We start from the raw sequence: 24,674 nt of genomic DNA, 5'->3' as shown, positions 1-24,674 counted from the left end.
ATCTGTGAAAATGGAGACCATGAGTTTCCAGCAGCCGACACCCAAGCCCCTGGCGCCCGTCCCCGGACGCCCGGCCGCGCACCACCCCGGACTCCATGACCACAGCGCGCAGGGTCAAAGCCTGGAAGGGGCCCTCCAGCAGGCCGGTTTCTACCCCCGGCTCGTCGCGGACGTCGTCGCCGACGCCCTGGACGGCCGTGACTGTGTGGCGCACCTGGTCCACCTCGAGACGCACTTCGACCGGGCCGAGGTCCGGCGCCACATCACCGTGCTGGTGCTGACCGAGGACATGCTGGTGATCACCCACGTGGATGACCAGCAGCTCGATGAAGCCGGCGAACAGACCGTGGCGCAGGTCTCCACCGAATCCGTTCCCGTGACGCAGATCCGCTCCGTGGTGCTCAGCTACGTCTACGCCCAGCCGCAGGACTACAAGGCATCGGACCCGGTCCGCGAGCTGACCCTGTCCATCGCCTGGTCCGGCGGGCAGCGCCTCGACATGGGTCCGGCCAGCTGCGGGGATCCGCAGTGCGAGGCCGACCACGGCTACAGCGGCACCATCGCCCAGGAGGACATTGTCCTGCGGATCAGCGCCGAGGCCGACGGGCTGCAGGCTGTCCAGGACGCCAAGCTCTTCGCCCGGGCCCTCCGCGCGGTGAACACCGGTTCCGCCGCGCCGGCTCCGCATACCGGGCCCGGCCTGCCCCCGCGCCCGCGGATCAGCATGTTCGGGAACCGCCTCAGCCGCGGCCACCAGCGCTAAATGGCCCCGGTCCGCGTGCCCGAGCCGGTTTCTGTCCCCACCCCTGGTGCCCCCACTGCTGGTGCTCCCGCCACTGTTGCCCCCGCCCCTGCGGAGTCCGCCGCTGTTGCCCCCGCCGCTGCGGAGTCCGCCGCTGTTGCCCCCGCCGCTGCGGAGTCCGCGTTGCCGCCGGCTCCGGCATTCGGGCAGCGCTCCATCGCCGAGGTGCTCACCAGCGCCGCCTCCAGTCTGGGTGTCCCCGGCTTCGAGAACCGGCTGAACCTGCCCGCGGCCAAGCGGGTCTGCGTCGTCCTGGCCGACGGACTGGGCCGGAACCTGCTGAAGCAGAAGTCGGCGCACACCCCGTTCCTGCGTTCCGTCCTGCAGGCCGGCCAGGGCAAGGTGCCGGTCTGGCTGGACTCGACCTTCCCGTCCACCACCGCCGCGTCCCTGGCCAGCTTCGGCACCGGAATCCCCGCCGGGCAGCACGGCATGGTCGGCTACGACGTGCTGGACCCGGACCAGGACCGGGTGGTGAACATGCTCGGCAACTGGGACCCCGGCGTGGACCCGCGGCAATGGCAGCCCTTCCCGACCGTCTTCGAGCGCGCCGCAGGGCACGTGGATGTCACGACGGTCAGCCTGCCCCAGTTCAGCGACTCGGCCATGACCCAGGCCGCGCTCCGGGGCGGCCGCTTTGTCACCGGCACCACCTCGCACGCCCGGACCGCCGCCGCCGCCGAGGCCATGGCCGGCCCGGGCCCTGCCCTGATGTACTTCTACGTCAATGAACTGGACAAGGCCGGCCACCGCCACGGCTGCCAGTCACCAGAGTGGGAGTACCAGCTCGAGGAACTTGATGCCACCGTGCGGCGGCTCAACGCCACCCTGCCGCCCGGCACCACCGTGCTGCTCACGGCTGACCACGGCATGCTGGACGTGCCGGAATCACAGCGGATCGACTATTCGGCCGACCCTGCCCTCATCGCCGGTGTCCGGCACACCGCGGGGGAACCCCGGATGGTCCACCTCTACCTTGAGGCGGCCCTGGGCGACGCCGGCCGGGCGCGGCTGATCGATGCCTGGCGTGCCCGCTTCGGTGACCGGATCTGGGCCTTCACCCGGGACGAGGCCATCAACGGCGGCCTGTTCGGGGACGTCCGCGCCGAGGTTGCCCCGCGGATCGGCGACGTCATGATCGCCGCCCGGGACGCCCTGGCCCTCTACGACACCCGGCGGGTGCGCCCGACCGCCCTCGAGGTGGTGGGCCAACACGGATCGCTGACGAAGGCGGAACGGGAAGTCCCGCTTCTGTGCTTCAAGGCCGAGGGTAAGAAGGCGCCCCCGCGTGGCTGAGCTTGTCTTCTTTTCCGGCACCATGGACTGCGGAAAATCCACCCTGGCCCTGCAGATGGACTACAACCACCGGGCCCGCGGGCGCGGCGGCGTGCGGTTCAGCCGCAATGACCGGGCCGGCGGCACCCGCATCTCCAGCCGGCTCGGGCTCGAGACGGATTGCGTTGAGGTGCTGGACGGCACGGACTTCTGGGATGAAGTGGTACGACGGCGCACCACCGGCCTGCGCGTGGACTACCTGATCTGCGACGAGGCACAGTTCTACTCGCCCGAGCAGGTCGAACAGCTCGCGCGCGTGGTGGATGAGATCGGCGTCGACGTCTTCGCCTTCGGCATCAGTGCCGACTTCCGGACCCGGCTTTTTCCCGGTTCGCAGCGGCTGATTGAGCTCGCGGACCGCGTCCGGGTGCTGCAGGTCGAGGCCCTGTGCTGGTGCGGCCGCCGCGCCACGCACAACGCGCGCACCGTCGACGGCGTGATGGTGCTGGAGGGCGAACAGGTGGTGGTCGGCGACGTCGGCGTCGCCGCCGGGACCTTCGGCACCGACGCCGGGACGTTCGGCACCGACGCCGGCCACACGCCCGTCGTCGGCTATGAGACGCTGTGCCGGCGCCACTTCATGCGCCGTGTCACCGCCCACGCGGCCAGCCTGATGGCCGCGGAGGAGCAGTTGCTGCCCTTCGAGGTGGACGCCGCGCTGTGGGGCGGGGCCGGGGACCTGCGCCGGTCCTGACCGGCGCGGCTCCCTGAAGAACCCGGCCGGGAAGGCCGCGGCGTTCAGTCGTTGCGGGTTCCGAAGACTATTTCATCCCAGCTGGGCACGCTCGAGCGCTTCGGCTTGCCCGGCTGGCGCTCCGGCTGCTCTGCCTCCCGGTCGGTGCGGGACGCTGCCGGCGATTCGCGCTGCTGGCGCCGGGACGTTCCGCCGCCGATCAGCTCGTCCAGGCCTTTGCTGGCGGTGCCCGCCTGGCCGAGCGGGCGCAGCTGCGCAGCCGCGATGGTGATCTCCCGGGTTTCGGTGCTGACGCCGTCGTGCAGCTTGAGCGCGTCATCGCCTTCCTCCGGGTGGCGGGGGGCCAGGGTGAGGCGTGACAGCATGGAGGGCCGGCCGTCGCGCCGCCGGGCCAAGGCATCCTGGTCCGGCGCCTGGTCCGGCGCCGCCAAGGCATCGGCCGGGGGCGCCGCGGTCTCCTGGTCCGGCGCCAGGTCCGGCGCCTGGGCAGGGGCTGCGGCCGGATCGGGTTCCGGCTCCGGGCCGGCTTCGGAGGGCCGCGGGTGGGCCGCCGGAACGCCGTTGGTCAGGAGCAGGGCGAGGGCGTCGTCTGCGTCCTCGTTGACGCCGAGGCGCTGTCCGCGGCGGGAGCGCAGCATGTCGAGCAGCCCGTTCGAGTCCTTGTCCTGCTGGGCGTGGTCCTGGTAGCTCCTGTCCTGCAGCAGCTGCTGGATGACGGTGAGCTGGGCGGTCGCGGTCCTGGCCGCGGCGTCGGCGTCGGATTCAAAATCAAAGGGCCGGTCCGCGACGGCCGACAGCCGGCGCGCTGGAACGGGGCCGTCCAGCGGCTCGAGTTCGCTGAGCTGCTGGGCCCAGCGGTTTGCATTCTGCAGCGACTTCCGGGCCGGATTGAACGTCCACATGGCCGGGGGCTCCTCGCCGATCACGGGCTGCACGCCGGGCTTCGCCTCGAAGCGGGCCACGACATTCCAGCTGCCGTCCGGGCGCCGCCAGGAATCCCACTCCACGGTCGACGGCTCGACGCCGTGGGCCGTCAGCCGGTGCGCCACCATCTCGCCGAGGGACGCCGGGTTGTCGCCGAATACCGAACGGTAGACGTCCTGGCCGGGGGCAGGCGCGGCAACCTCGACCTTGCGTGCCTGCATGGCCACGTGCTCACGCTCGGCAAGCACGGGGCCCTCGTAGCGCTGGACCTTCGCCAGCGCGATGCCGGCGAGCTCAGCCACTTCGGCAGCCGTCGCGCCGCTGCGGATCCGCGCCTGGATATCGCGCGGAGACATGGCAACAGGCGCGGCGCCCCCGCCCGATGCGGCTTTCGCCGACGACCGGCTGACTGCCACCCGAAGCGCCTCATCGATTGACAGCTGGAACTTCTCGCCGCCGGCGCCGCGCAACAGGAGATGCTCCCCGTCGTCGTGGACGCCTACAAGCCGTAGATCCTGCATACAAATCCTCCACCCTGGCATTACTAACAAGCGAAACTCTGCCACTGATGGGCGGTATTTCCGGTTAGGACAGAGGGCGCGCCGTCATTTTCCGCGACTTTCCGCCTGTTTTCCGGCCCTCCGGGGACGGGACGCCGGTCATGGATTACAGGGCTCTGGCTTTCGGTGGCAGCTTAAGCAAAAATGACCCGACATCGGGCACAAAATCCGCGTGTCCGTTGTTGACAACGGAGAACCGATCCCGGGTGGGGTGCGGGGTTACCAGCCCGGCAGGACTGCCCGGAGACGGCGGACCAATCGAACGAATGCGGAGTGTGAGCAACAAATAATGGCGACAGATTACGATGCGCCGCGCAAGACCGAGGAGGACCTCAGCGAGGACTCCATCGAGGCGTTGAAGGCGCGGCGTACGGAGAAGCCTCCCGCGGTGGTGGATGAAGACGAATCCGACCTCGCCGAAGGCTACGAACTCCCCGGCGCAGACCTGTCCGGGGAGGAACTGCTGGTCCGGGTGCTGCCGGCCCAGGCCGACGAATTCACCTGTGCCTCCTGCTTCCTCGTCCGCCACCGTTCGCAGATCGCCCGCGAAAAGGGTGGACTCCTGTACTGCAGGGAATGCGAGGGCTAGGCCCACGGGCCACGCCGGGCGTCAGCCCTGAAGGGCGTCGACCAGCCGTTCCGGGTGCCGGCTGGACGTCAGCCAGTACGGGGTCCGGTCGGTCGGGTCGGTGATTTCGATCCGGACCACCGGATCCACCCAGCCGCGGATGCACAGAAACGCCAGGCCGTTGAGCCGGGTGCCGCGTTCCGCCGTTGCTTCGGCGCGGCGGAACGCCGTCGCGGTTCCGAGGAAGCTGCGTTCAATGGTGGCCCGGCCGACCCGGAGGGTTGACGCTGTCACCGTGATGGTCGGCGTGGAGAGGACCAGCAGCACGGCGATAATGGCAAACAGTACGACGGCGGCGGTGATCCCCGCCGCAAGGCTGATGGGTGCCAGCATCAGGATGCCGGCGCTTGAGAGTCCCGCCGAGACCAGCCAGATCCAGAAGTTCGGCCAGAGCTTCTCGGTATAAAGAACGGTGGCGGCACCGGGTGCGCTCTTGGGGGCAGGCGCAGCTGCGCTGGATTCTGGCATAGGCCCAGCTTTCCACTTTTTCCGGGCTATTTCATCTTGGGTGCCGCGGCGCACCTGTCTGTGGGCAGGGCAGGGGCACGGGATGCGGGCGCGGGGCAGGCGCACGGGCGGGGCTGCCCCGGCTAGGCCTATCCTGGTGCTGGCGTTAGAGTGAGGGACTGTGACTGAAGAGAACACCGCCGCCCCCACCCTCACCGTGCAGCTGAAAATGCTCGACGACGGACTGGAACCGCCGTCGTACGCGCACCCGGGCGACGCCGGAGCGGACCTGCGCGCGCGCGAGGACGTCGTGCTGGAGCCGGGGGAGCGCCGCCTCGTTCCGACGGGCGTGTCCATCGCCCTGCCGCACGGCTTCGTCGCCCTGATCCACCCGCGGTCTGGCCTGGCCACCAAACATGGACTGACGGTGGTGAACGCTCCCGGCACCGTGGACGCGGGCTACCGGGGAGAAATCGCCGTGACACTGCTCAATACCGACCGGCACGAGGCGATCGAACTCAAGCGCGGCGATAGAATTGCACAAATGGTCATCCAGCGCGTGGAACACGCCCGGTTCCTGCCCGTCGAGGAACTGGACGGCTCGGTCCGCGGCGCGGGGGGCTTCGGATCCACCGGCGGCTTCGGCGCGCAGGCCTGACCGGAGCCGTTGTCCGGCCCCACGGTTAGGCCCGCGGTCCGGCCCACCGGTCGGCCGACAGTTTTATGCAGGGATTTCAAGCAGGCGCCTGCCCCCGGGAAGGGGCGCCGCCGCGCGGACGCCGGGCGGCGGCACAGGATCACAACTAAGGAGACAACCCCATGGTTTTTGGGCGTGGCAGGAAAGCCAAGCAGGAACAGCTGACGGAGCCGGAAACCCCGGAGGCCGCGGCTGTTGGCTCCGCCGCGGCTGCCGCCGGCGATTTCCGTGTTTCCAAGGGGCCCTTCGACGTCTCTGAAATCGAGAGCCAGGACGGCTATGTGGATCTCGGGGCGCTCCTGATCGCGCCCCGCGAAGGCCTGCAGCTCCGGCTTGAGGTCGAGGAGGCCACGCAGCGCGTGGTGGCTGTGACCATGGACCTGGATGGCTCAAGCCTGCAGCTGCAGGCGTTTGCCGCCCCCCGCTCCGAAGGCCTCTGGGAAGAAATCCGCGAGCAGATCGGCCAGTCCGTCGGCAGCCAGGGCGGCCAGGTCGAGGAGATCCAGGGCAGCTTCGGCACCGAACTCGTCGCCAAGCTTCCCGCCGGCGGCACGGACGGCTCGCACGGTTACCGGGCGGCGCGCTTCATCGGCGTCGACGGTCCCCGCTGGTTCCTCCGGGGCGTCCTGGGCGGCGAGGCCGCACTGGACCGGGCCGCGGCGGCCGCGCTCGAAGACATGTTCCGGCAGATCGTGGTGGTCCGCGGCGAGAACCCGATGCCGCCGCGCGACCTGCTGCAGCTCCGCCTGCCCACGGACAACGCGGCACCCGCCCCCATGGCCGCCCCGGACCTGGGGCAGCCCGAACGCGGACCGGAGATTACCCAGATTGGTTGATGCCGCCCGCAAGGAACCAGTTGCGCCGGTCTCCGTCAGGGAACTGCCGGACCGGGGGCGGGTGCTGTGCCACGGCTTCATCGAATCGGTCACCTACGCGCCGGCGAGCAAGGTGGCGTCCTTCATCGCCATCCTCGTCGACCATGACGACGCTCCGCCCAGGCCGCGGGCCGTGGCGGAGGCGCAACGCCAGGGCGCGGCCCGGCCCCAGGACCGCCTGCGCGTCATCTGGCTGGGACGGCGGCGCATCCCCGGGATCGACGCCGGCACCGAACTCCGGCTCGAGGGCATGGTCACGATCCGTGACGGACTGCCCACCATGTTCAATCCCCGCTACGAGATACTCTCCCGCCAGGAGGAGCAATGACCTTGCCCGAACATCCAGAGCCTGGCTCCGCGGAGAAGGACCCGGCGCAGCCCTCGCCGCCACCCTCGGCGGCCCAGCTCGCCGAGGGCTATGCGGCGAAGGCCGGACTGCGCCGTTCCAGCGACGGCAACATCGACGTATGGAAGAGTGCCGGCGGCTTCCAGGGCATCGCCGAGAGCATCCTGCCCGGTCTGGTCTTCCTCATCGTGTTCACCCTCATGCGTGATCTGACCATGGCCCTGATCGCAGCGCTGGCGGCGGCCGCGGTGTTCACCGTCGCCCGGCTGATCCAGCGCCGCCCGCTGACCCAGGCGCTGGCCGGGATTGTCGGCGTCGGCCTGTCGGCGTGGCTTGCCAACACCACCGGAAAAGCCGAGGACTTCTATGTCATCGGCTTCCTCACCAATACCGGGTACATCCTGGCGATGTCCCTCTCAATTGCCGTCCGCTGGCCCTTCGCCGGCCTGCTGTTCGGTTTCATCCGGAACGAGGGGGTGGAGTGGCGCAAGCACCCGGCCAGGGTGAAGGCGTACCGGATCGGCACCTGGGTGATCGTCTCGGTACTGGTGCTGCGCCTGGTGGTGCAGGTTCCCCTGTACCTGATGGGCGAGCCCGGCCTCGCCGGCCTGGCCACGACCCGGCTCCTGATGGGGGCGCCGCTGTATCTCCTGGGCGTGTGGATCGCGTGGCTGCTGACCAAGCCCGCCCCGGCGCCGGCTCCCGAACCCAACTGACCCGCAGCAGTTGTCGTTACGAGCGCCCAAAACGACAACTGCTGCCACCCAGTTGGGGGAGCGGGGCGGCGGGCTGTTCAGCCGTCGAAGCCGTCATCCGCGGGCACATGGTTCTCGTGGCCGTGCTGGTCCGAGGTCACCGGGTGCCGCTCGTCGACCGGTGATTCGGGGGAGAGCAGGGCCCGGAGCTCGTCCTCGGCCGCGATCGTGGTCACGAAGAACAGCTCATCCCCGCCGTCGATCACGTCATCACGGCTTGGCGTGATCGGAGCCTGGTCCCGCAGGATCGCGACCAGGGTGGCGTCCTCGGGCCACTCGATATCGCCCACGGTCAGTCCGATCACGTACGAATCGTGGGGGACGGTGAACTCGACCAGCGAGGACACCCCGGTCTGGAGGGTCAGCAGCCGGACGAGGTCGCCGATCTCCACAGCTTCCTCCACGAGGGCCGTCATCAGCTGCGGGGTGTTGACCGCGACGTCGACGCCCCACGAATCATCGAACATCCAGTCGTTCTTCGGGTTGTTGACCCGGCCCACCGTCCGGCCGACGCCGAACTCGGTCTTGGCCAGCAGCGAGACCACCAGGTTGACCTTGTCGTCGCCGGTGGCGGAGACCACAACGTCGGCGTCCTCGAGCTTGGCGTCCTGGAGCGTGCTCAGTTCGCAGGCATCGCCGACAAGCCAGTGGGCGCCGCGCAGGCCGCTGCGGCCGATGACCTCCGGCTTCAGGTCGATCAGCAGGATTTCGTGCCTATGGGCCAGCAGTTCGCGGGCGATCGAGGAACCGACGCTTCCCGCGCCGACGATGACGACTTTCACTCAGGACTCCTTGGCGGGGGACTTGGCAAGAATATGGGCGACCTCGGAGCTGCGGTCCACGCTCAGCATGGCGTGCACGGTATCGCCGTCCTGGAAGGAGGTGCCGGCCACGGGCAGCATGCCCTCACCGAACCGGGTCAGATAGGCGATCCGGATACCCGCCGCTTTCTCGATCGCGGCCACCGGGTGCCCGATCCAGCCGGCGTTCAGGTCGACTTCGGCGAGCACCAGCCGGCCCGAAGGATCCCGGAAGTCACCGGCAAGGTGCTGCTCGGGAAGGATCCGGCGGAGGACCTGGTCGGCGCTCCAGCGCACCGCCGCGACCGTGGGGATGCCGAGGCGCTGGTAGATCTCCGCGCGGCCCGGATCGTAGATCCTGGCGACCACATGGGGGACGTGGAAGGTTTCGCGGGCCACACGGGTGGCCAGGATGTTGGAATTGTCGCCGCTGGACACGGCAGCGAAGGCATAGGCCTCCTCGACGCCGGCCTGCTTGAGCGTATCCCGGTCAAACCCGACGCCGGTGACCTTGCGGCCGGAGAAACCCGTGCGGAGCCGCCGGAAAGCACGGTCGTCCTGGTCGATGATGGCCACCGAATGGCCGGCATCCTCCAGCGTGTGCGCCAGGGTCGCCCCCACCCGGCCACAACCCATGATCACGAAGTGCGCCACACGTTCCTCCTCTGTACTCTGCCTGCTGCCGCGTCTGCTGCCGGGTAAAACTCTACCGGCCACGAAGGGGCCGATCTTTGCCGTCATGACATCGCGTCCGAATCAGACTAGCTTTGTGTGGTGCTGACAATATTCAATGCCGTGAAGCGGGTGCTGGTAGGCAGGCCCTTCCGGAACGACCGTCTGGCCCACACCCTGCTGCCGAAGCGGATCGCGCTTCCCATCTTCGCCTCGGATGCGCTGTCGTCCGTGGCCTATGCGCCGGACGAAATCCTGCTGACGCTGGCGCTTGCCGGCGCCAGCGCGGTGGCGTTCTCGCCCTGGGTGGGGCTGGCCGTGATGGTGGTGCTGCTGACCGTCGTCGCCTCCTACCGCCAGAACGTCCATGCCTACCCCTCCGGCGGCGGCGACTACGAGATCGCGAACGAGAACCTGGGCAAGTATGCGGGCCTCACCGTCGCCGCCGCGCTCCTCGTGGACTATGTCCTGACGGTCGCCGTGTCGATGTCCTCGGCCGCCGCCTACCTGACCACCGCCGTCCCGTCGCTGCATGGCCAGCAGGCCGCCATCGCGACCGTGGGCGTGGTGATCCTGGCCCTCGTGAACCTGCGCGGCATCAGGGAGGCCGGCAGCGTCTTCGCCGTGCCGACCTACATCTTCATGGCCTCCATCCTGGGCATGACGGCCATCGGTATCTTCCAGGCCCTCACCGGGCAGCTGGGCCAGGCACCCTCAGCGGCCTTCACGATCATTCCCGCGGAAGGCTTCGACGAAGGGATGGTCGGCCTCGCCGGCGCGTTCCTGCTGCTCCGGGCCTTTTCCTCCGGGGCCGCCGCGCTGACCGGCGTCGAGGCCATCAGCAACGGCGTGCCGAACTTCCGGAAACCCAAGAGCCAGAACGCGGCCACCACCCTGCTGCTGCTCGGCGTCATTGCCGCCGCCATGCTGGCGGGCATCATTTACCTGGCCAACGCCACCAAGGTGCACATCGTGCTGGACCCGGCGAAGGAATTCCTGCTGGACGGCAAGCCGCTGCCCGAGGACTACATCCAGAACCCCGCGATCAGCCAGATCGCGCAGACGATCTTCGGCGCCGGATCCATTCCCTTCTACATCGTGGTCGCCGCCACCGGCGTGATCCTGGTGTTCGCCTCCAACACCGCTTTCAACGGCTTCCCCGTGCTCGGCTCGATCCTGGCCCAGGACGGTTACCTGCCCCGCCAGCTGCGCACCCGCGGGGACCGGCTGGCCTTCAGCAACGGCGTCCTCGCGCTGGCCGCCGGCGCCCTCGTGCTGATCATCGCCTTCAACGCGGACGTCACCAAACTCATCCAGCTCTACATCGTGGGCGTCTTCATCTCCTTCACCATGAGCCAGCTGGGCATGATCCGGCACTGGGGCCGGGAGCTCAAACTCGCCAAGGACCCGGCAGCGAAACTGCGGATGATCAAGTCCCGCACCATCAACACGATCGGCTTCGGCATGACAGGCCTGGTCCTGGTGATCGTGCTGATCACAAAATTCCAGCAGGGCGCCTGGATCGCGCTGCTGGCCATGTTCGTCCTGTTCCTGATCATGTGGAGCATCCGGGCGCACTACGACAACGTCGCCAAGGAACTCGCCGTGGACGAGGACTCCTCGCCCCGGGCCCTCCCCACCCGGGTGCACGCCGTGCTGCTGGTCTCCCACATCCGCAAGCCGGTCCTGCGGGCCCTGGCCTATGCCCGCGCGTCGCGGCCCTCCCGGCTGGACGCCATCACGGTGGACATCAGCGCCGACGAGACGGCGCAGACCGTGGCCGACTGGGAGAAGCTGGACATCCCGGTACCGCTGACGGTGCTCGCCAGCCCGTTCCGCGAAACGGTCACGCCCATCATGGAATACATCACCAACATGCGGCGGGATTCGCCGCGGGACCTGATCGTCGTGTACATCCCCGAGTACGTGGTCGGCAAATGGTGGGAGCAGCTGGTCCACAACCAGACCGCACTGCGGATCAAGACCCGGCTGCACTTCGAGCCGGGGGTCATGGTCGCGAGCGTGCCGTGGCAGCTGAAATCGTCCGAAGAAGCAAAGAGACTGCAGGATATCCAATGAACCCCGACACCCGGACGCACGCCCCTGCCGACCTCGTCGTCGACGTCGGGCCGGTGGCCCACGGCGGGCACTGCGTGGCCCGCCATGAGGGACGGGTGGTGTTTGTCCGCCACGGCATCCCGGGCGAGAAGGTGCGGGTCCGGCTCACCGAAGACGGCCCCGCCGCCAAATTCTGGCGTGCCGACGTGGTGGAAGTCCTCGAGCCGTCCCCTGACCGGGTGGACCACTTCTGGGACCTCGCCGACTCCGGGCGCTCCTGGTCCCACCGCCACCCGCCCGTCGGCGGCGCCGAGCTGGGCCACATCTCGCTGGAACGCCAGCGCAGCCTCAAGGCGGAGGTGCTGGCCGAACAGCTCCGGCGCCTCGCCGGCGTCGAACTTCCCGCTTCACTGGAAAACACGGTGGAAGCCGTGGGGGAGCCCGCACCGTCCGGAGCGCGGGCGGGGCTGGGCTGGCGTACCCGCGCGGCCTTTGCCGTGACGCCCGCCGGCAAGCTCGGCATGCACGCGCACCGCTCCGATACCGTCCTTCCGGTCCGCGGGATGCCGCTGGCGGCAGCGGGGATCAACGGCCTGGCGCTGTGGGAGATCGATCTGCAGGGCATCGAACGCGTGGAGGTCGCCGCCCCCGCCAACGGCTCCCGCCCGCTCGTGCTCCTGGTCCCTGCCCCCGGAACCAGGGCCAAACGCCTCAGCGCCATCCTGGCGCAGCTGCCGGAGGATGTCTCGGTGGCCAGCTTCGATCCCGCCAAGGGCGAGGCGCTGCAGTTGCGCGGCCGCACCTGGGTGCAGGAATCCGCGGCCGGCCACGACTACCGCGTCACGGGGGACGGCTTCTGGCAGATCCACCGGGACGGTCCGGACACGCTCGTGGGGGCCGTCACCGGCTACCTGCACGACGGCGGCTTCCTCACGCCGGGGGCTGCCGTGGCGGACCTGTATGCCGGGGCGGGGCTCTTCACGGCGCCGCTCGCCGACGCCGTGGGCGTGACCGGCTCCGTGTTGTCGGTGGAGGGATCGCCCGGCACCAGCCGGGACGCGCGCAAGAACCTGCACGGCGCCGCCCAGGTCGAGATCGTCCAGGGCCGGGTGGAACGGGTGCTGCGCCAGAAGCCCCGCAGCCTGGACGCCGTCATCCTGGACCCGCCGCGGGCCGGTGCCGGCAAGGACGTCATCAACCAGCTGATCGCCGCCGGACCGCGGGCCGTCGCCTACGTCTCCTGCGACCCGGCTTCCTTCGCCCGCGACCTGGGTTACTTCCGGCAGGGCGGCTGGGGACTCGCCGGGCTGCGCGCCTTCGACCTGTATCCGCACACCCACCACATGGAGACAGTGGCGCTGCTGACTCCCCGGCGCTGATGCCACTACTATGGGCGTAGTAGTCCGACGCCGCGCTCCGTCTTCACGGCTGGCCCCCTGCAATCCGTGCGGGTTTCCTTGAGCCTGTCCTTGCGGCTTGGACGAGTTAGGCCGCCCTAACTAGCAAGGGGTCTGCGGCGCGGCAAAGATGAAACCTGTTGCGAGAGGAGTCCTGCGATGAGCATTGTGGACAGCTTCGGTTCAAAAGGCAAACTTAATGTAGCCGGTACCGAATACGAGATTTTCCGGTTGAACTCCGTTGAAGGTGCAGAAAACCTTCCGTTCAGCCTCAAGGTATTGCTTGAAAACCTGTTGAGGACCGAGGACGGCGCGAATATTACGGCCGACCACGTCCGCGCACTGGCCGGTTGGAACCCCAACGCAGAGCCCGACACTGAAATCCAGTTCACGCCGGCGCGCGTGATCATGCAGGACTTCACTGGCGTGCCCTGCGTTGTGGACCTGGCCACCATGCGTGAAGCAGTCAAGGAGCTCGGCGGCGACCCGAAGCGGGTCAACCCGCTCGCCCCGGCCGAAATGGTGATTGACCACTCCGTGCAGATCGACGCCTTCGGCAACTCCGGCGCACTGGAGCGCAACATGGAGATCGAATACCAGCGCAACGGGGAGCGTTACCAGTTCCTGCGCTGGGGCCAGACCGCGTTCGACGACTTCAAGGTGGTCCCGCCGGGAACCGGCATCGTGCACCAGGTCAACATCGAGTACCTGGCCCGCACCGTCATGACCCGCGAAATTGACGGCGTCCTGCGCGCCTACCCGGACACCTGCGTCGGCACCGATTCGCACACCACGATGGTCAACGGCCTCGGCGTGCTGGGCTGGGGCGTGGGCGGCATCGAAGCCGAGGCTGCCATGCTCGGCCAGCCCGTCTCCATGCTGATCCCGCGCGTCGTGGGCTTCAAGCTGACCGGTTCCATTCCGGCCGGCGCCACCGCCACCGACGTCGTCCTGACCATCACCGAACAGCTGCGCAAGCACGGTGTGGTCGGCAAGTTCGTGGAGTTCTACGGCGAAGGCGTCGCGGCCGTGCCGCTGGCCAACCGCGCCACGATCGGCAACATGAGCCCGGAGTTCGGCTCCACGGCCGCCATGTTCCCGATCGACGACGTCACCCTCGACTACCTGCGCCTCACCGGCCGGTCCGAGCAGAACGTCGCCCTCGTCGAGGCCTACGCGAAGGAACAGGGCCTCTGGCACGATCCCTCGCACGAGATCAAGTTCTCGGAGTACCTCGAACTGGACCTGTCCACGGTGGTTCCCTCCATCTCCGGCCCGAAGCGTCCCCAGGACCGCATCGAGCTCACCAATGCGAAGGACCAGTTCCGCAAGGACATCCACAACTACGTGGCGCTGACCGACGGCAGCGTGGACGAGTCGCTGGACGAGTCCTTCCCGGCCTCGGACCCGCCCTCCTTCACCCACGCCGATTCCCACACCACGGAAACCGAGCGCGTGGAGTCCGCGGCGAACGGTGCCGAGGGACGTCCGTCCACTCCGGTGCACATCAAGACCGCAGACGGCCGCGAATTCGAACTGGACCACGGCGCAGTCTCCATCGCCTCGATCACGTCCTGCACCAACACGTCCAACCCGTCCGTAATGCTGGCCGCCGCATTGCTGGCCCGCAATGCCGTGGACAAGGGCCTGATGTCCAAGCCGTGGGTCAAGACCTCCGTGGCGCCCGGTTCCAAGGTCGTCACCGACTACTACGAAAAGTCGGGCCTGACCCCGTACCTGGAGAAGCTCGGCTTCTACATCGTGGGCTACGGCTGCGCGACCTGCATCGGCAACTCCGGACCGCTGGACGCTGAAATCTCCGAGGCCATCGCTGCCAACGACCTTTCCGTGACCGCCGTGCTGTCCGGCAACCGCAACTTCGAAGGCCGGATCAACCCGGACGTGAAGATGAACTACCTGGCCTCCCCGCCGCTGGTCATCGCCTATGCCCTGGCCGGTACGATGGACTTCGACTTCGACGCCGACGCCCTGGGCAAGGACGAAGCCGGCAACGACGTCTTCCTGAAGGACATCTGGCCGAACCCGGTCGAGGTCCAGCAGGTCATCGATTCCTCGATCGACAAGGACATGTTCGCCCGCGGCTACGAGGGCGTCTTCGACGGCGACGACCGCTGGAAGGCACTCTCCACCCCGGCCGGCGATACCTTCGCCTGGGATCCAAATTCCACCTACGTGCGGAAGCCCCCGTACTTCGACGGCATGAAGGCAGAGCCGGAGCCGGTCAAGGACATCAGCGGCGCCCGTGTGCTGCTCAAGCTCGGCGATTCCGTCACGACGGACCACATCTCGCCGGCCGGGTCCTTCAAGTCGGACACCCCGGCCGGCCAGTACCTGCTGGCCAACGGTGTGGAGCGCAAGGACTTCAACTCCTACGGCTCCCGCCGTGGCAACCACGAGGTCATGATCCGCGGCACCTTCGCGAACATCCGCATCAAGAACCAGCTCCTGGACGGCGTCGAGGGCGGCTTCACCCGCGACTTCACCGAGGCCGACGGCCCGCAGGCCGCCGTCTACGACGCCGCGCAGAACTACCAGGGCGCCGGCACCCCGCTGGTGGTCCTGGCCGGCAAGGAGTACGGCTCCGGCTCATCCCGTGACTGGGCCGCCAAGGGTACCGCGCTGCTGGGAGTCAAGGCTGTCGTGGCCGAGAGCTACGAGCGGATCCACCGCTCCAACCTGATCGGCATGGGCGTCCTGCCCCTGCAGTACCCGGCCGGCAAGAATGCCGCCAGCCTCGGGCTGACCGGCACGGAAACCTTCGCCGTTGAGGGCGTCACCGCCCTGAACGAGGGCACCACGCCCAAGACGCTCAAGGTCACCGCCACCGCTGAAGACGGTTCGGTCACGTCCTTCGATGCGGTCCTGCGCATCGACACCCCGGGCGAGGCGGACTACTACCGCAACGGCGGCATCCTGCAGTACGTGCTGCGCCAGATCTCCGCCAACTAGCGGAAGGCTGCTCCCGTGACGGCGCGCTGGTAACGCTGTGAAGGCCCCGGCCGGTCATTGACCGGCCGGGGCCTTCACGTTCCTCTGATCAGTACTGCAGCCCGCCGGCACCCGGTGCCGGCCGGGAGGCGTTAGAGTTAAACGGCATGTCTACCACCCGAAGGAGGGGCCGTTGGGAATCTTGGAGACCATCCGGAATCCGCAGGACCTGAGCAAGTTGTCCGTGGCGCAGCTGGATCAGCTGGCCGGGGAGGTCAGGGATTTCCTGATCGGCAACGTTTCCCAGACGGGCGGCCACCTCGGTCCCAACCTCGGCGTCGTGGAGCTGACCATCGCGGTGCACCGGATCTTCGATTCCCCCCGCGACAGCATCGTCTTCGACACCGGACACCAGTCCTACGTCCACAAGCTCCTCACCGGGCGCCAGGATTTCAGCACACTCCGGCAGCAGGGCGGCCTCTCCGGCTACCCTGACCGCGCCGAATCCGAGCATGACGTCGTCGAAAGCTCGCACGCCTCCTCCTCGCTGTCCTGGGCCGACGGCATCTCCCGCGCCCGGCAGTTGACCGGCGACGGCGACCGGTACGTCATCGCCGTCGTGGGGGACGGCGCCCTGACCGGTGGCATGGCCTGGGAGGCCATCAACAACATTGCCGCGGACAAGAAGCGGCGGGTCGTGATCGTCGTCAACGACAACGGCCGCTCCTACGCCCCGACGGTGGGCGGCTTCGCCGACTACCTCGCGTCCTTGCGGCCCACGATCGATTCCTTCCGCGCCGCCCCGGCCTATGAGGGCATGCTGGACTGGTGGAAGCGGCGGCTGCAGAACGGCGGACCCGCCGGCCAGTTCACGTACCGCAGCCTGCATGCCATGAAGAAGGGCCTCAAGGACTGGTGGGCGCCGCAGGGCATGTTCGAGGACCTCGGGATGAAGTACATCGGACCCGTGGACGGCCACAACCTCCAGGCGCTGGAGAACGCCCTTTCCACGGCACGGAACTACGCCGGACCCGTCATCGTCCATGCCATGACGGAGAAGGGCCACGGCTACGCGCCGGCCCGCGCCCACGAGGCGGACCAGTTCCACGCCGTCGGAATCATCGACCCGGAGACGGGCGAACCGGCGGAGGCCGGCGGCGCGAAGTCCTGGACCTCGGTCTTCGCCGACGAGATCGCCGACATCGCGGACGAGCGCAAGGACGTCGTCGGCATCACCGGGGCCATGCTGATCCCCGTGGGGCTGCACAAGTTCGCCGCCCGGCACCCGGAGCGGGTGTTCGACGTCGGCATCGCCGAACAGCATGCCCTCACCGCCGCCGCCGGCATGGCGTTCGGGGGACTGCACCCGGTCGTCGCCGTCTACGCGACCTTCCTCAACCGCGCCTTCGACCAGCTGCTGATGGACGTAGCCCTGCACAAGGCCGGCGTGACCATCGTCCTGGACCGGGCCGGGGTCACCGGGCCCGACGGTCCGAGCCATCACGGCATGTGGGACATGGCCATGGTCCAGATTGTCCCCGGGCTGCACCTGGCGGCGCCCCGCGACGCGACCAGGCTCCGCGAGGAACTGCGCGAAGCCGTGGCCATCGAGGACGCCCCCAGCGTGATCCGGTATTCCAAGGGCAGCGTCGGGGCCGAGGTGGAAGCCATCGAGCGGCTCCGCGACGGCGTCGACGTGCTTGCACGCCGTCCCGCCGGCTCGACCGAAAACGATGTGCTGATTATCAGCGTCGGTGCGATGTCCGAGCTCGCCCTGGATGTCGCCAACCGGCTCGGCGCGCAGGGCATCAGCTCCACCGTGGTGGACCCCCGCTGGCTCCTGCCGGTCCGGAAATCCATCATTGCCCTCGCCTCGCACCACCGCCTCGTCATCTGCATCGAGGACGGCGTGCGCGCCGGCGGCGTCGGCTCCCGGATCCGCCAGGAGATGCGGGCCGCCGGCGTCGATACCGCGCTGAACGAGGTCGGGCTCCCGGTGGAATTCCTCGATCACGGCACCCGCAGCCAGGTGCTGGAGCGCGTCGGCCTGACAGCCCAGCGGATCACCCACGACGTCGTTGCCCAGGTACTGGGGACCAAGGTTCCGTTCGCGCGGCCGCTGCCCGGGCAGGAACACCCGAGTACCGGCAGCCTCCCGCTGCTCTGAACCCCGCCCGCTGAACCAGCAGCGTCAGCGGCACCAACAGCAGCACCGTCAGTCAAAACCACAGCACAATCACCGTCCGCCGCGCCACCCCTGGTGCCGTGACCCGGACGGTCCAGGAAGGAACTGGCACATGAGCGGAATTATCCGGGTCTACAGACGCAACGACGAAGGGGTCCTCGAATTCAGGGAGGCCTGGTATGACGAGGACTACCGGCAGTTCGTGATGAACCACGGCGTCGTGGGGCACCAGAGCAAAACGGAGGAGACCGACGTCGCCGACCCGGCCGCCGCCGAGGGCCTGATGGACGCGTTCGCGGTGCAGTGCGCCGAAGACGGCTACGCCGAAATCCCCGAAGAAGAACAGTTCTGGGTGGTGGCCCAGTACGCGCTGAAGACCAAGGACGGCACGGACCGCGACCGCTACCTGGAAGAAAAGGCCAAGGACGCCCTCATCAGCCACCTGGCGTGGCGGGGCCTGGGCATCGTGGACCGCTCGGAGTTTTCCGACGCCAAGCTCAACATCTTCTGCCTGACCCCGGAGGTCAACAAGACCGTGAACGCGATCAAGGTCTGCATCCGCGGCGAAGACCTGGACTTCACCAAATTGAGCATCGGCGCTGCACCGTTCGGCGGAACCTCGTTCAAGATCAAGCACTCACCGAAGGCCGCCAACAGCTTCGCCCTCTGATTCACCCTCTGATTCACCCACAAACCAGGCACCACCAACCCCAACAACATCCATCGATCGGAAGGCATTCCTCATGGCGAAGAAGACTGCTGAACCAGGCCGCACCCCGCTTCCCACCGGGATCGCGGCTCCCGCCCGTCGGGCCCTCGCCCAGGCCGGCGTCGAGACCCTGGAACAGGTGGTGGAGCTTGGCCAGCGGCGCCTTTCCACGATGCACGGCATGTGCGCCCGGACCCTGGCCCAGCTCCAGGACGCCATGGACGAGCAGGGGCTTGTGCTGCCCGCAGGCTAGCGGGCCTCTTCGCGCCGGGAGGACATGCCCATTCTTCGCGCCCGGGACCGGGCATAGCCGGAATATGTCCATCCGCCGGCCCGGGCGCGGGGCATGTCCGGATACGGTGGCGTTCAGGCGGCCTGACCGGGAGCGGCATGCGGGCGTTATAGGCTGAATCCATGACTGAATACCGCCGCGTGGGAAATTCCGGACTGTCCGTCTCCGTCGTGGGACTGGGCTGCAACAATCTGGGCCGGGCCGGAACTGCCACCGAGTCGCAGGAGGGGGCCGACGCCGTCGTGCGTGCGGCCCTGGACGCCGGGATCACGTTCTTCGACGTTGCGGACACCTACGGCCGGGAGCCGGGCCTGAGCGAAACGATGCTCGGCAAGGCCCTCGCCGGCCGCCGCGGGGATGCCGTGATCGGCACCAAGTTCGGCCTGGACATGCGCGGGGCCAACGGCAACGACTTCGGCGCCCGCGGCTCCCGCCGCTACATCATCAAGGCCGCGGAAGCCTCGCTGCGGCGCCTCGGCACCGACTGGATCGACCTCTACCAGTTCCACACCCCGGACCCGCGCACGCCCATCGAGGAGACCCTCGCCGCGCTGGACGAGCTCGTGGCCAGCGGAAAGGTCCGCTACATCGGCCACTCCAACCGCGCCGGCTGGCAGATCGCCGAGGCCGAATTCGTGGCCCGGGCCCGCGGCGGCTCGCGCTTCATCTCCTCGCAGAACCACTACAACCTGCTGGACCGCCGCGCCGAGCTGGAGGTCACGCCCGCTGCCGTTGCCTACGGGCTCGGCGTGCTGCCGTACTTCCCGCTCGCCAACGGCCTGCTGACCGGCAAGTACGCGCCCGGCAAGGCGCCCGAGGGCTCCCGCCTGAGCCGCACCCGCACGAACCTCGTGGACGACGCCGACTGGGAACAGCTCGGTGCCTTCAGCGCCTTCGCCGCGGAACGGGACCTGACCGAAATCCAGGTGGCCTTCTCCTGGCTCGCTGCCCAGCCGACCGTCAGCAGCGTCATCGCCGGCGCCACCAGGCCTGAGCAGGTCCGGCAGAACGCCGCGGCAGCGGCATGGAAGCCGGACGCCGTAGACCTCGCCGAGCTGGACGACATCTTCCCGCGCACGCCGAAGGTAGCACTGTTCTGAGCGGGCCTGCGCTGAACGGCACCGGTCTGGACATCACCGCGGCGCACGGCGCTGCCCCTGCGTCTTCCGTCCTGATGGATGTTGACACCGGGATCGACGATGCCCTCGCCCTGGCCTACCTGCTGTCCCGGCCCGAAGTCCGCGTCCGGGCCATCACCTGCACCGCCGGCAACGTCGGGGCCCGCCAGGTGGCGCTGAACAACCTGGCGCTGCTTGAGCTGTGCGGCCGGCCCGGGATCGAGGTGGCCATCGGCGCCGAGATGCCGCTGGAAATCCCCCTCGTCACCACTGAAGAGACCCACGGGCCGCAGGGAATCGGCTACGCCGAGCTGCCGCCTTCCGGCCAGCAGATCTCGGCGCGGCACGCCGTCGACGTCTGGGTGGAGGAGGCCCGCGCACACCCTGGCGAGCTCATCGGACTCATCACGGGCCCGCTGACCAACTTCGCCCTCGCGCTGCGCCGCGAACCCGGGCTGCCGCGGCTGCTCAAGGGCCTGGTCATCATGGGCGGCAGCTTCAATTACCAGGGCAACACCACGCCGACGGCGGAATGGAACGTCTCGGTGGATCCGCACGCGGCCAAGGAGGTCTTCGCGGCCTACCGCGGCCTGCCCGCGGACAAGCTCCCGATCGTGTGCGCCCTCGAATCGACGGAGCGGATCGAGCTGCGTCCCGAACACCTGCGACGCCTCGGGGAGGCCGCCGGGGCCGGGCCGGAGCTCGTCCTCCCAAGCCAGCCCGAGGGGCAGCGCAGCGCCTCCGGCAGCCCGCTCGTCGCCTGCCTGTCGGACGCGATCCGGTTCTACATGGAGTTCCACCGGCTCTACGGCCAGGGCTACGTGGCCCACATGCACGACGCCTTCGCTGCCTGTGCGGCCGTGGGCCGCACCCCGTTCGGAACCCGGCTCGCCACGGTCGACGTCGAGACTCACTCCCCGCTGCTGGTCGGCACCACGGTGGCCGATTTCCGGGGCCTCTGGGGCCTGCCGCCCAACGCCCGGATCGTCTCATCGAATGATCCCGGGCAGTGTTTCGACGAGCTCATCGCCTCCGTCGGAGCCCTGGCCCGCCGGCTTGGCAACCGGTAGCGTCGAACTGCCCCGGAGGGGTTGCCTGCGGCGTTCCCGGGGGTGTTCCCGGCGCCTGTTCCCTGCGGGTGCCGCCCGTCGCTAGGATGGTAGCTGCGCCGAGGTGACATAGGCGGACATTTGTTGCACCCGGGCTGCCGTACCAGGAACTGGACAGACGCACCCGGCAGGCGTCTCCCAGCTAAAGGAACACCCCATGTCACAGCAATCACTGACCGTCCCCGCACCTGGACAGGCGGCCGGCCGCGGCCGCCGCCTGCTGGAAATCGCCGGCGCCGCGGCCATCGCAGCCACCTACATCTTCCTGGTCCTCACCCAGCCCGCGGACATCGCCAGCGGCCCGGTCAGCTTCTCCGCACTCGTGGCCCTCGGCGGGTTCCTGCTCGGCGCGGTGCTGCTCATCGTCGCTGTGCTGCCGGTGCTGCCCACCTCCACCCTGGTCCTGATCCCGGTTGCCCTGGTGCTCAACGTCGTCCTCGGCCAGCTCATGGGCACCACCGGGCTGCCGTTCTACTTCGACTCGATCGGCACCGTCCTGATCGCCGTCCTGGCCGGTCCGGCAACAGGCGCCGCCACGGGCGCTCTCAGCAGCATCGTGTGGTCGTTCTTCAACCCCACCGTGCTGCCGTTCGCGGCCGGCGCGGCACTGATCGGCTTCCTCGCCGGACTGGCCGCCCGCGGCGGACTGTTCCGCCGCTTCTACCTGGCACCCGTGGCCGGCTTTGTAACGGGTGTGCTCGCCGGCGTCGTCTCCGCCCCGATCGCCGCCTTTGTCTTCGGCGGAACCTCGGGCCTGGGCACCGGCGCGATCGTCAGCGCGTTCCGCGCCATGGGGGACACCCTCCTCGCCGCCATCACCAAACAGGCGCTCATCTCGGACCCGATGGACAAGGCGATTGTCTTCGCCATCGCGGCGCTGCTGGTCTATGCGCTGCCGCGCCGCACCACCTTCCAGTTCCCCTTCGTGCGGCGCTACCGGGTGCTCGCCGGCAACGCACCGGTGGCGGCGCCGGCACCGTCCAAAGCCTGACCCGAACGCCCGATCCTGGACCCTGAACCCGTGCGCGCCCGCCTCCACCCGCTCACGGCCCTGACGGCGGCCGGCAGCGTCGCGGTCATCACGGTCGCGGCGGACAGCTGGTTGTTGTCCCTGGCGGTGGCCTGCGCCGCGGGCGTGCTCTCTGTCCGGGCGGGCGTGGCGGGGCGCGTGCTGCCCGCAGCCGCAGTCATCCTGGCGCCGCTGTGCCTCTCGCTCCTGATGCTGCACGGCCTGTTCTTCCCGGAAGGCCACACCGTCCTGGCCCAGTGGGGCCCTGCCCGCGTCACGACGGAAGGGCTCGGTTTTGCCCTGGACCTGGCGTCGCGCACGGCCGCCTGCGTGATGGTCTTCCTGCTGTTCTCCTTCACCGTGAACGTGCCGGACCTCGTGTCCGCCCTCGAGGCGCGCCGGGTCCCGGCACAGTTCGGCTTCGTCCTGGCCTCCACGCTGACGCTCCTGCCGGCAATCGCCGCCCGGCTGGACCGCATCCGTCAGGCGCAGGAATCGCGCGGGCTGGTGCTCCGCGGCGGGCTGCTGTCCCGGCTCGGCGCCGTGCGGCTGCAGATGGTGCCCCTCGTCCTGGCCCTTGTCGACGACGCCGGAAACCGCGCCCAGGCCCTCGATGCACGGGGATTCGGCATCGGCGGTCCGCGCACCAGCTACCGCGACGTCGCCGACCCGCCGGCCCAGCGGCGGTTCCGTGCCGTGGCGCTGCTGCTGGCCGCCGTGGCCGTGGCGTTACGGCTCGCCGCCTCCTGGCCCGCGGCGGGGTTGTCGTGAGTGCCACGACGCGCCCGGCGCTCCTCGCGCGGATCGGCGGCTTCACCTTCCACGGGGACGCTCGGCCCGTCCTGCGCGACGTCGGGCTCTCGGCCGCGCCGGGCACCCTGACGGCGGTCCTGGGCGGCTCAGGCAGCGGCAAGACCACGCTGGGGAAGCTGCTGGCCGGCTGGCTGCGGCCAGGCCACGCAGGAAGCCTCATGGGCAGCCTTGAGCTTGGCCCTGAACGGCTGGTGTTCCACGGCCTGGCCGACGACCCCCGGATCAACCCGGGCGCCTGGTCCCGCCGGGTGGGGTTCGTTCCGCAGGACGCCGCGGCCACGCTGTCCACCGTGCGCTCCACCGTGGCGGAAGAACTGGCCTTCGGCCTCGAAAACCGCGGCATGCCCCGGGCGGACATGCACGCCGCGGTGGCCGGAACGGCCACCCTCACCGGGCTGACCGCGCTGCTTGAACGGGATCCCGCCACACTGTCCGGCGGCGAACTGCGGCGCCTTGCCGTGGGCTGCGCCGCCATCACTGGCCCCGAAGTCCTGGTGCTCGACGAACCGCTCGCGTCCCTCGACGCGGCCGGAGCGGTGCAGGTCCGGGACCTCATCAGGGGACTGCTCGACGCTGGCGCGGCCGTCATCGTGCTGAGCCAGGCCGCGGACGGGCTCGCCCGCACGGCCGGGCACTGGATTATCCTCGACGGCGGCACAGTCACGGCCAGCGGGCCGCCGGCGCAGCTCATGGGCGCGCCGGAACTGGCGCGGTCCGGCGTCGTCGTACCGGACATGCCCTCCGCAGCGCCGAGCCGGAGGGACACGTCCACCGGGAGGACCGGTGCGGCTCCGGTCCTCGAGCTGCGGACCGTCGGCTTCGGTTATCCGGCCGGCAGGGGATCGCCGCCGGAGGCCCGGGAGGAGCAGGTGCTCAGGAACCTCGACCTGGCCGTCGACCCGGGCGAGATCGTTGCCGTCACCGGGCCCAACGGGGCCGGCAAGTCGACGCTGCTGCGCCACTTCAATGGCCTGCTCCGCCCCGCGGCGGGGGAGGTGCGCGTCCAGGGGAGCAGCATTGCCAGCGTGCCGGTGGGGAGGGTTGCCGCTTCGGTCGGCCTGCTGTTCCAGCACCCGCGGGACCAGCTCTTTGAACGGACGGTGCTCCGGGAAGTCAGTTTCGGGCTGCGCGGGCGGCTCGGGGTGGAAGCGTCCGTATCCAGGGCCTACGGGGCCCTGGCCGCCGTCGGGCTCTCCGATGCCGCCGGAACGCACCCGGCGGAACTGCCCGCCTCACAGCAGCGGCTGCTCGCCCTCGCCACGGTCGTGGCCCGGGAACCGGCCCTGCTGGCGCTCGATGAGCCGACCGTCGGGCTGGACCGGCACGGGCTGGACCTGCTGCATTCTGCCGTCGAGGCCGCCACGGCGCGGGGCGCCGCCGTCGTGCTGGTCACCCATGACGTTGCGTACGCGCGTGCCATGGCGCACCGCATTCTGGAGCTCGACGGCGGTCGGCTGCGGCAGGTCTGACCCGGGCACAGGCTTTGGGCGCGGAGCGAGC

General features: G+C 69.2%; 23 protein-coding genes. 19 read left to right on the top strand and 4 right to left on the bottom strand.

Features of this window, described 5'->3' with window-relative positions; genetic code table 11:
* Positions 1–19 precede the first annotated feature (19 nt).
* The 3 genes from J9611_RS06435 to J9611_RS06425 are packed head-to-tail and all read left to right on the top strand — an operon-like array spanning position 20 to position 2,831.
* Positions 20–763, top strand: a complete 744-nt coding sequence (locus J9611_RS06435; RefSeq protein WP_211878687.1) for a DUF5998 family protein — start codon at positions 20–22, stop codon at positions 761–763.
* Positions 764–2,098 carry an alkaline phosphatase family protein gene (locus J9611_RS06430; protein ID WP_211878685.1) on the top strand — a complete coding sequence of 445 codons (1,335 nt, stop codon included), beginning with the start codon at positions 764–766 and terminating at the stop codon, positions 2,096–2,098.
* A complete protein-coding gene (locus J9611_RS06425) occupies positions 2,091–2,831 on the top strand; it encodes a thymidine kinase (protein WP_211878683.1) in 741 nt (246 codons plus the stop codon). The genes J9611_RS06430 and J9611_RS06425 overlap by 8 nt, the downstream gene beginning before the upstream one ends.
* A 44-nt stretch (positions 2,832–2,875) precedes the next feature.
* On the opposite strand, the gene sepH is transcribed toward J9611_RS06425, so the two are convergent.
* Positions 2,876–4,276, bottom strand: coding sequence for a septation protein SepH (gene sepH, locus J9611_RS06420; RefSeq protein WP_211878681.1), 1,401 nt, complete (start codon positions 4,274–4,276; stop codon positions 2,876–2,878).
* A 328-nt stretch (positions 4,277–4,604) separates the two neighbouring features.
* On the opposite strand from sepH, the gene J9611_RS06415 reads away from it, so the two are divergent.
* Positions 4,605–4,904, top strand: a complete 300-nt coding sequence (locus J9611_RS06415) for a DUF4193 domain-containing protein (RefSeq protein ID WP_211878679.1) — start codon at positions 4,605–4,607, stop codon at positions 4,902–4,904.
* Between the two features lie 21 nt (positions 4,905–4,925).
* Here the strand turns inward: J9611_RS06415 and J9611_RS06410 are convergent, their stop codons facing one another.
* Positions 4,926–5,411: a DUF3093 domain-containing protein gene (locus J9611_RS06410; protein ID WP_211878677.1), complete on the bottom strand. Its 486-nt coding sequence runs from the start codon at positions 5,409–5,411 to the stop codon at positions 4,926–4,928.
* A 160-nt stretch (positions 5,412–5,571) separates the two neighbouring features.
* Here J9611_RS06410 and dut point away from each other — a divergent pair, with 160 nt between their 5' ends.
* From dut to J9611_RS06390, 4 genes are all read left to right on the top strand, one after another.
* A complete protein-coding gene (gene dut / locus J9611_RS06405; RefSeq protein ID WP_211878675.1) occupies positions 5,572–6,048 on the top strand; it encodes a dUTP diphosphatase in 477 nt (158 codons plus the stop codon).
* A gap of 161 nt (positions 6,049–6,209) precedes the next feature.
* A complete protein-coding gene (locus tag J9611_RS06400; RefSeq protein WP_211878673.1) occupies positions 6,210–6,923 on the top strand; it encodes a DUF3710 domain-containing protein in 714 nt (237 codons plus the stop codon).
* The gene (locus tag J9611_RS06395) at positions 6,916–7,290 is read left to right on the top strand and encodes a single stranded DNA-binding domain-containing protein (RefSeq protein WP_211878671.1); all 375 of its coding nucleotides are present in this window, start codon (positions 6,916–6,918) and stop codon (positions 7,288–7,290) included. The genes J9611_RS06400 and J9611_RS06395 overlap by 8 nt, the downstream gene beginning before the upstream one ends.
* Entirely contained in the window at positions 7,287–8,024 is a 738-nt protein-coding gene (locus J9611_RS06390; RefSeq protein WP_211878669.1) for a DUF3159 domain-containing protein, read from the top strand. Before J9611_RS06395 ends, J9611_RS06390 begins: the two co-directional genes overlap by 4 nt.
* Before the next feature lie 77 nt (positions 8,025–8,101).
* On the opposite strand, the gene J9611_RS06385 is transcribed toward J9611_RS06390, so the two are convergent.
* Both J9611_RS06385 and J9611_RS06380 read right to left on the bottom strand, forming a co-directional pair.
* Positions 8,102–8,845, bottom strand: a complete 744-nt coding sequence (locus tag J9611_RS06385; RefSeq protein WP_211878667.1) for a potassium channel family protein — start codon at positions 8,843–8,845, stop codon at positions 8,102–8,104.
* Entirely contained in the window at positions 8,846–9,517 is a 672-nt protein-coding gene (locus J9611_RS06380; RefSeq protein WP_211878665.1) for a potassium channel family protein, read from the bottom strand.
* A gap of 120 nt (positions 9,518–9,637) precedes the next feature.
* Between J9611_RS06380 and J9611_RS06375 the strand changes: the two genes are divergently transcribed.
* The 11 genes from J9611_RS06375 (at position 9,638) to J9611_RS06325 (ending at position 24,643) form a co-directional block, all read left to right on the top strand.
* Positions 9,638–11,614, top strand: coding sequence for an APC family permease (locus J9611_RS06375; protein WP_211878663.1), 1,977 nt, complete (start codon positions 9,638–9,640; stop codon positions 11,612–11,614).
* Entirely contained in the window at positions 11,611–12,972 is a 1,362-nt protein-coding gene (locus J9611_RS06370; protein ID WP_211878661.1) for a class I SAM-dependent RNA methyltransferase, read from the top strand. The genes J9611_RS06375 and J9611_RS06370 overlap by 4 nt, the downstream gene beginning before the upstream one ends.
* A 177-nt stretch (positions 12,973–13,149) precedes the next feature.
* Complete coding sequence (locus J9611_RS06365) at positions 13,150–15,960, top strand: aconitate hydratase (RefSeq protein ID WP_211878659.1); 2,811 nt, start codon at positions 13,150–13,152, stop codon at positions 15,958–15,960.
* 172 nt (positions 15,961–16,132) lie between these two features.
* Positions 16,133–18,106 (top strand): 1-deoxy-D-xylulose-5-phosphate synthase, encoded by a 1,974-nt coding sequence (gene dxs, locus J9611_RS06360; RefSeq protein ID WP_211878658.1) that lies wholly within the window; start codon positions 16,133–16,135, stop codon positions 18,104–18,106.
* A gap of 130 nt (positions 18,107–18,236) precedes the next feature.
* The gene (locus tag J9611_RS06355) at positions 18,237–18,794 is read left to right on the top strand and encodes a hypothetical protein (RefSeq protein ID WP_211878657.1); all 558 of its coding nucleotides are present in this window, start codon (positions 18,237–18,239) and stop codon (positions 18,792–18,794) included.
* 73 nt (positions 18,795–18,867) lie between these two features.
* Positions 18,868–19,086 carry a helix-hairpin-helix domain-containing protein gene (locus J9611_RS06350; protein WP_211878656.1) on the top strand — a complete coding sequence of 73 codons (219 nt, stop codon included), beginning with the start codon at positions 18,868–18,870 and terminating at the stop codon, positions 19,084–19,086.
* Between the two features lie 161 nt (positions 19,087–19,247).
* Complete coding sequence (locus J9611_RS06345) at positions 19,248–20,225, top strand: aldo/keto reductase (protein WP_211878655.1); 978 nt, start codon at positions 19,248–19,250, stop codon at positions 20,223–20,225.
* A gap of 74 nt (positions 20,226–20,299) precedes the next feature.
* The gene (locus J9611_RS06340) at positions 20,300–21,313 is read left to right on the top strand and encodes a nucleoside hydrolase (RefSeq protein WP_211878654.1); all 1,014 of its coding nucleotides are present in this window, start codon (positions 20,300–20,302) and stop codon (positions 21,311–21,313) included.
* Positions 21,314–21,509: 196 nt separating this feature from the next.
* Complete coding sequence (locus J9611_RS06335) at positions 21,510–22,343, top strand: ECF transporter S component (RefSeq protein WP_211878652.1); 834 nt, start codon at positions 21,510–21,512, stop codon at positions 22,341–22,343.
* Positions 22,344–22,373: 30 nt separating this feature from the next.
* Positions 22,374–23,132, top strand: coding sequence for an energy-coupling factor transporter transmembrane component T (locus J9611_RS06330; RefSeq protein ID WP_211878651.1), 759 nt, complete (start codon positions 22,374–22,376; stop codon positions 23,130–23,132).
* Positions 23,129–24,643: an ABC transporter ATP-binding protein gene (locus J9611_RS06325; RefSeq protein ID WP_211878650.1), complete on the top strand. Its 1,515-nt coding sequence runs from the start codon at positions 23,129–23,131 to the stop codon at positions 24,641–24,643. The genes J9611_RS06330 and J9611_RS06325 overlap by 4 nt, the downstream gene beginning before the upstream one ends.
* Positions 24,644–24,674: the final 31 nt, after the last annotated feature.

Origin of the sequence: Pseudarthrobacter albicanus, assembly GCF_018224015.1 — a bacterium.
Lineage (GTDB): Bacteria > Actinomycetota > Actinomycetes > Actinomycetales > Micrococcaceae > Arthrobacter > Arthrobacter albicanus.
Note: the sequence above shows the minus strand (reverse complement) of the source record. Positions and strands in the feature narration are given on the sequence as shown.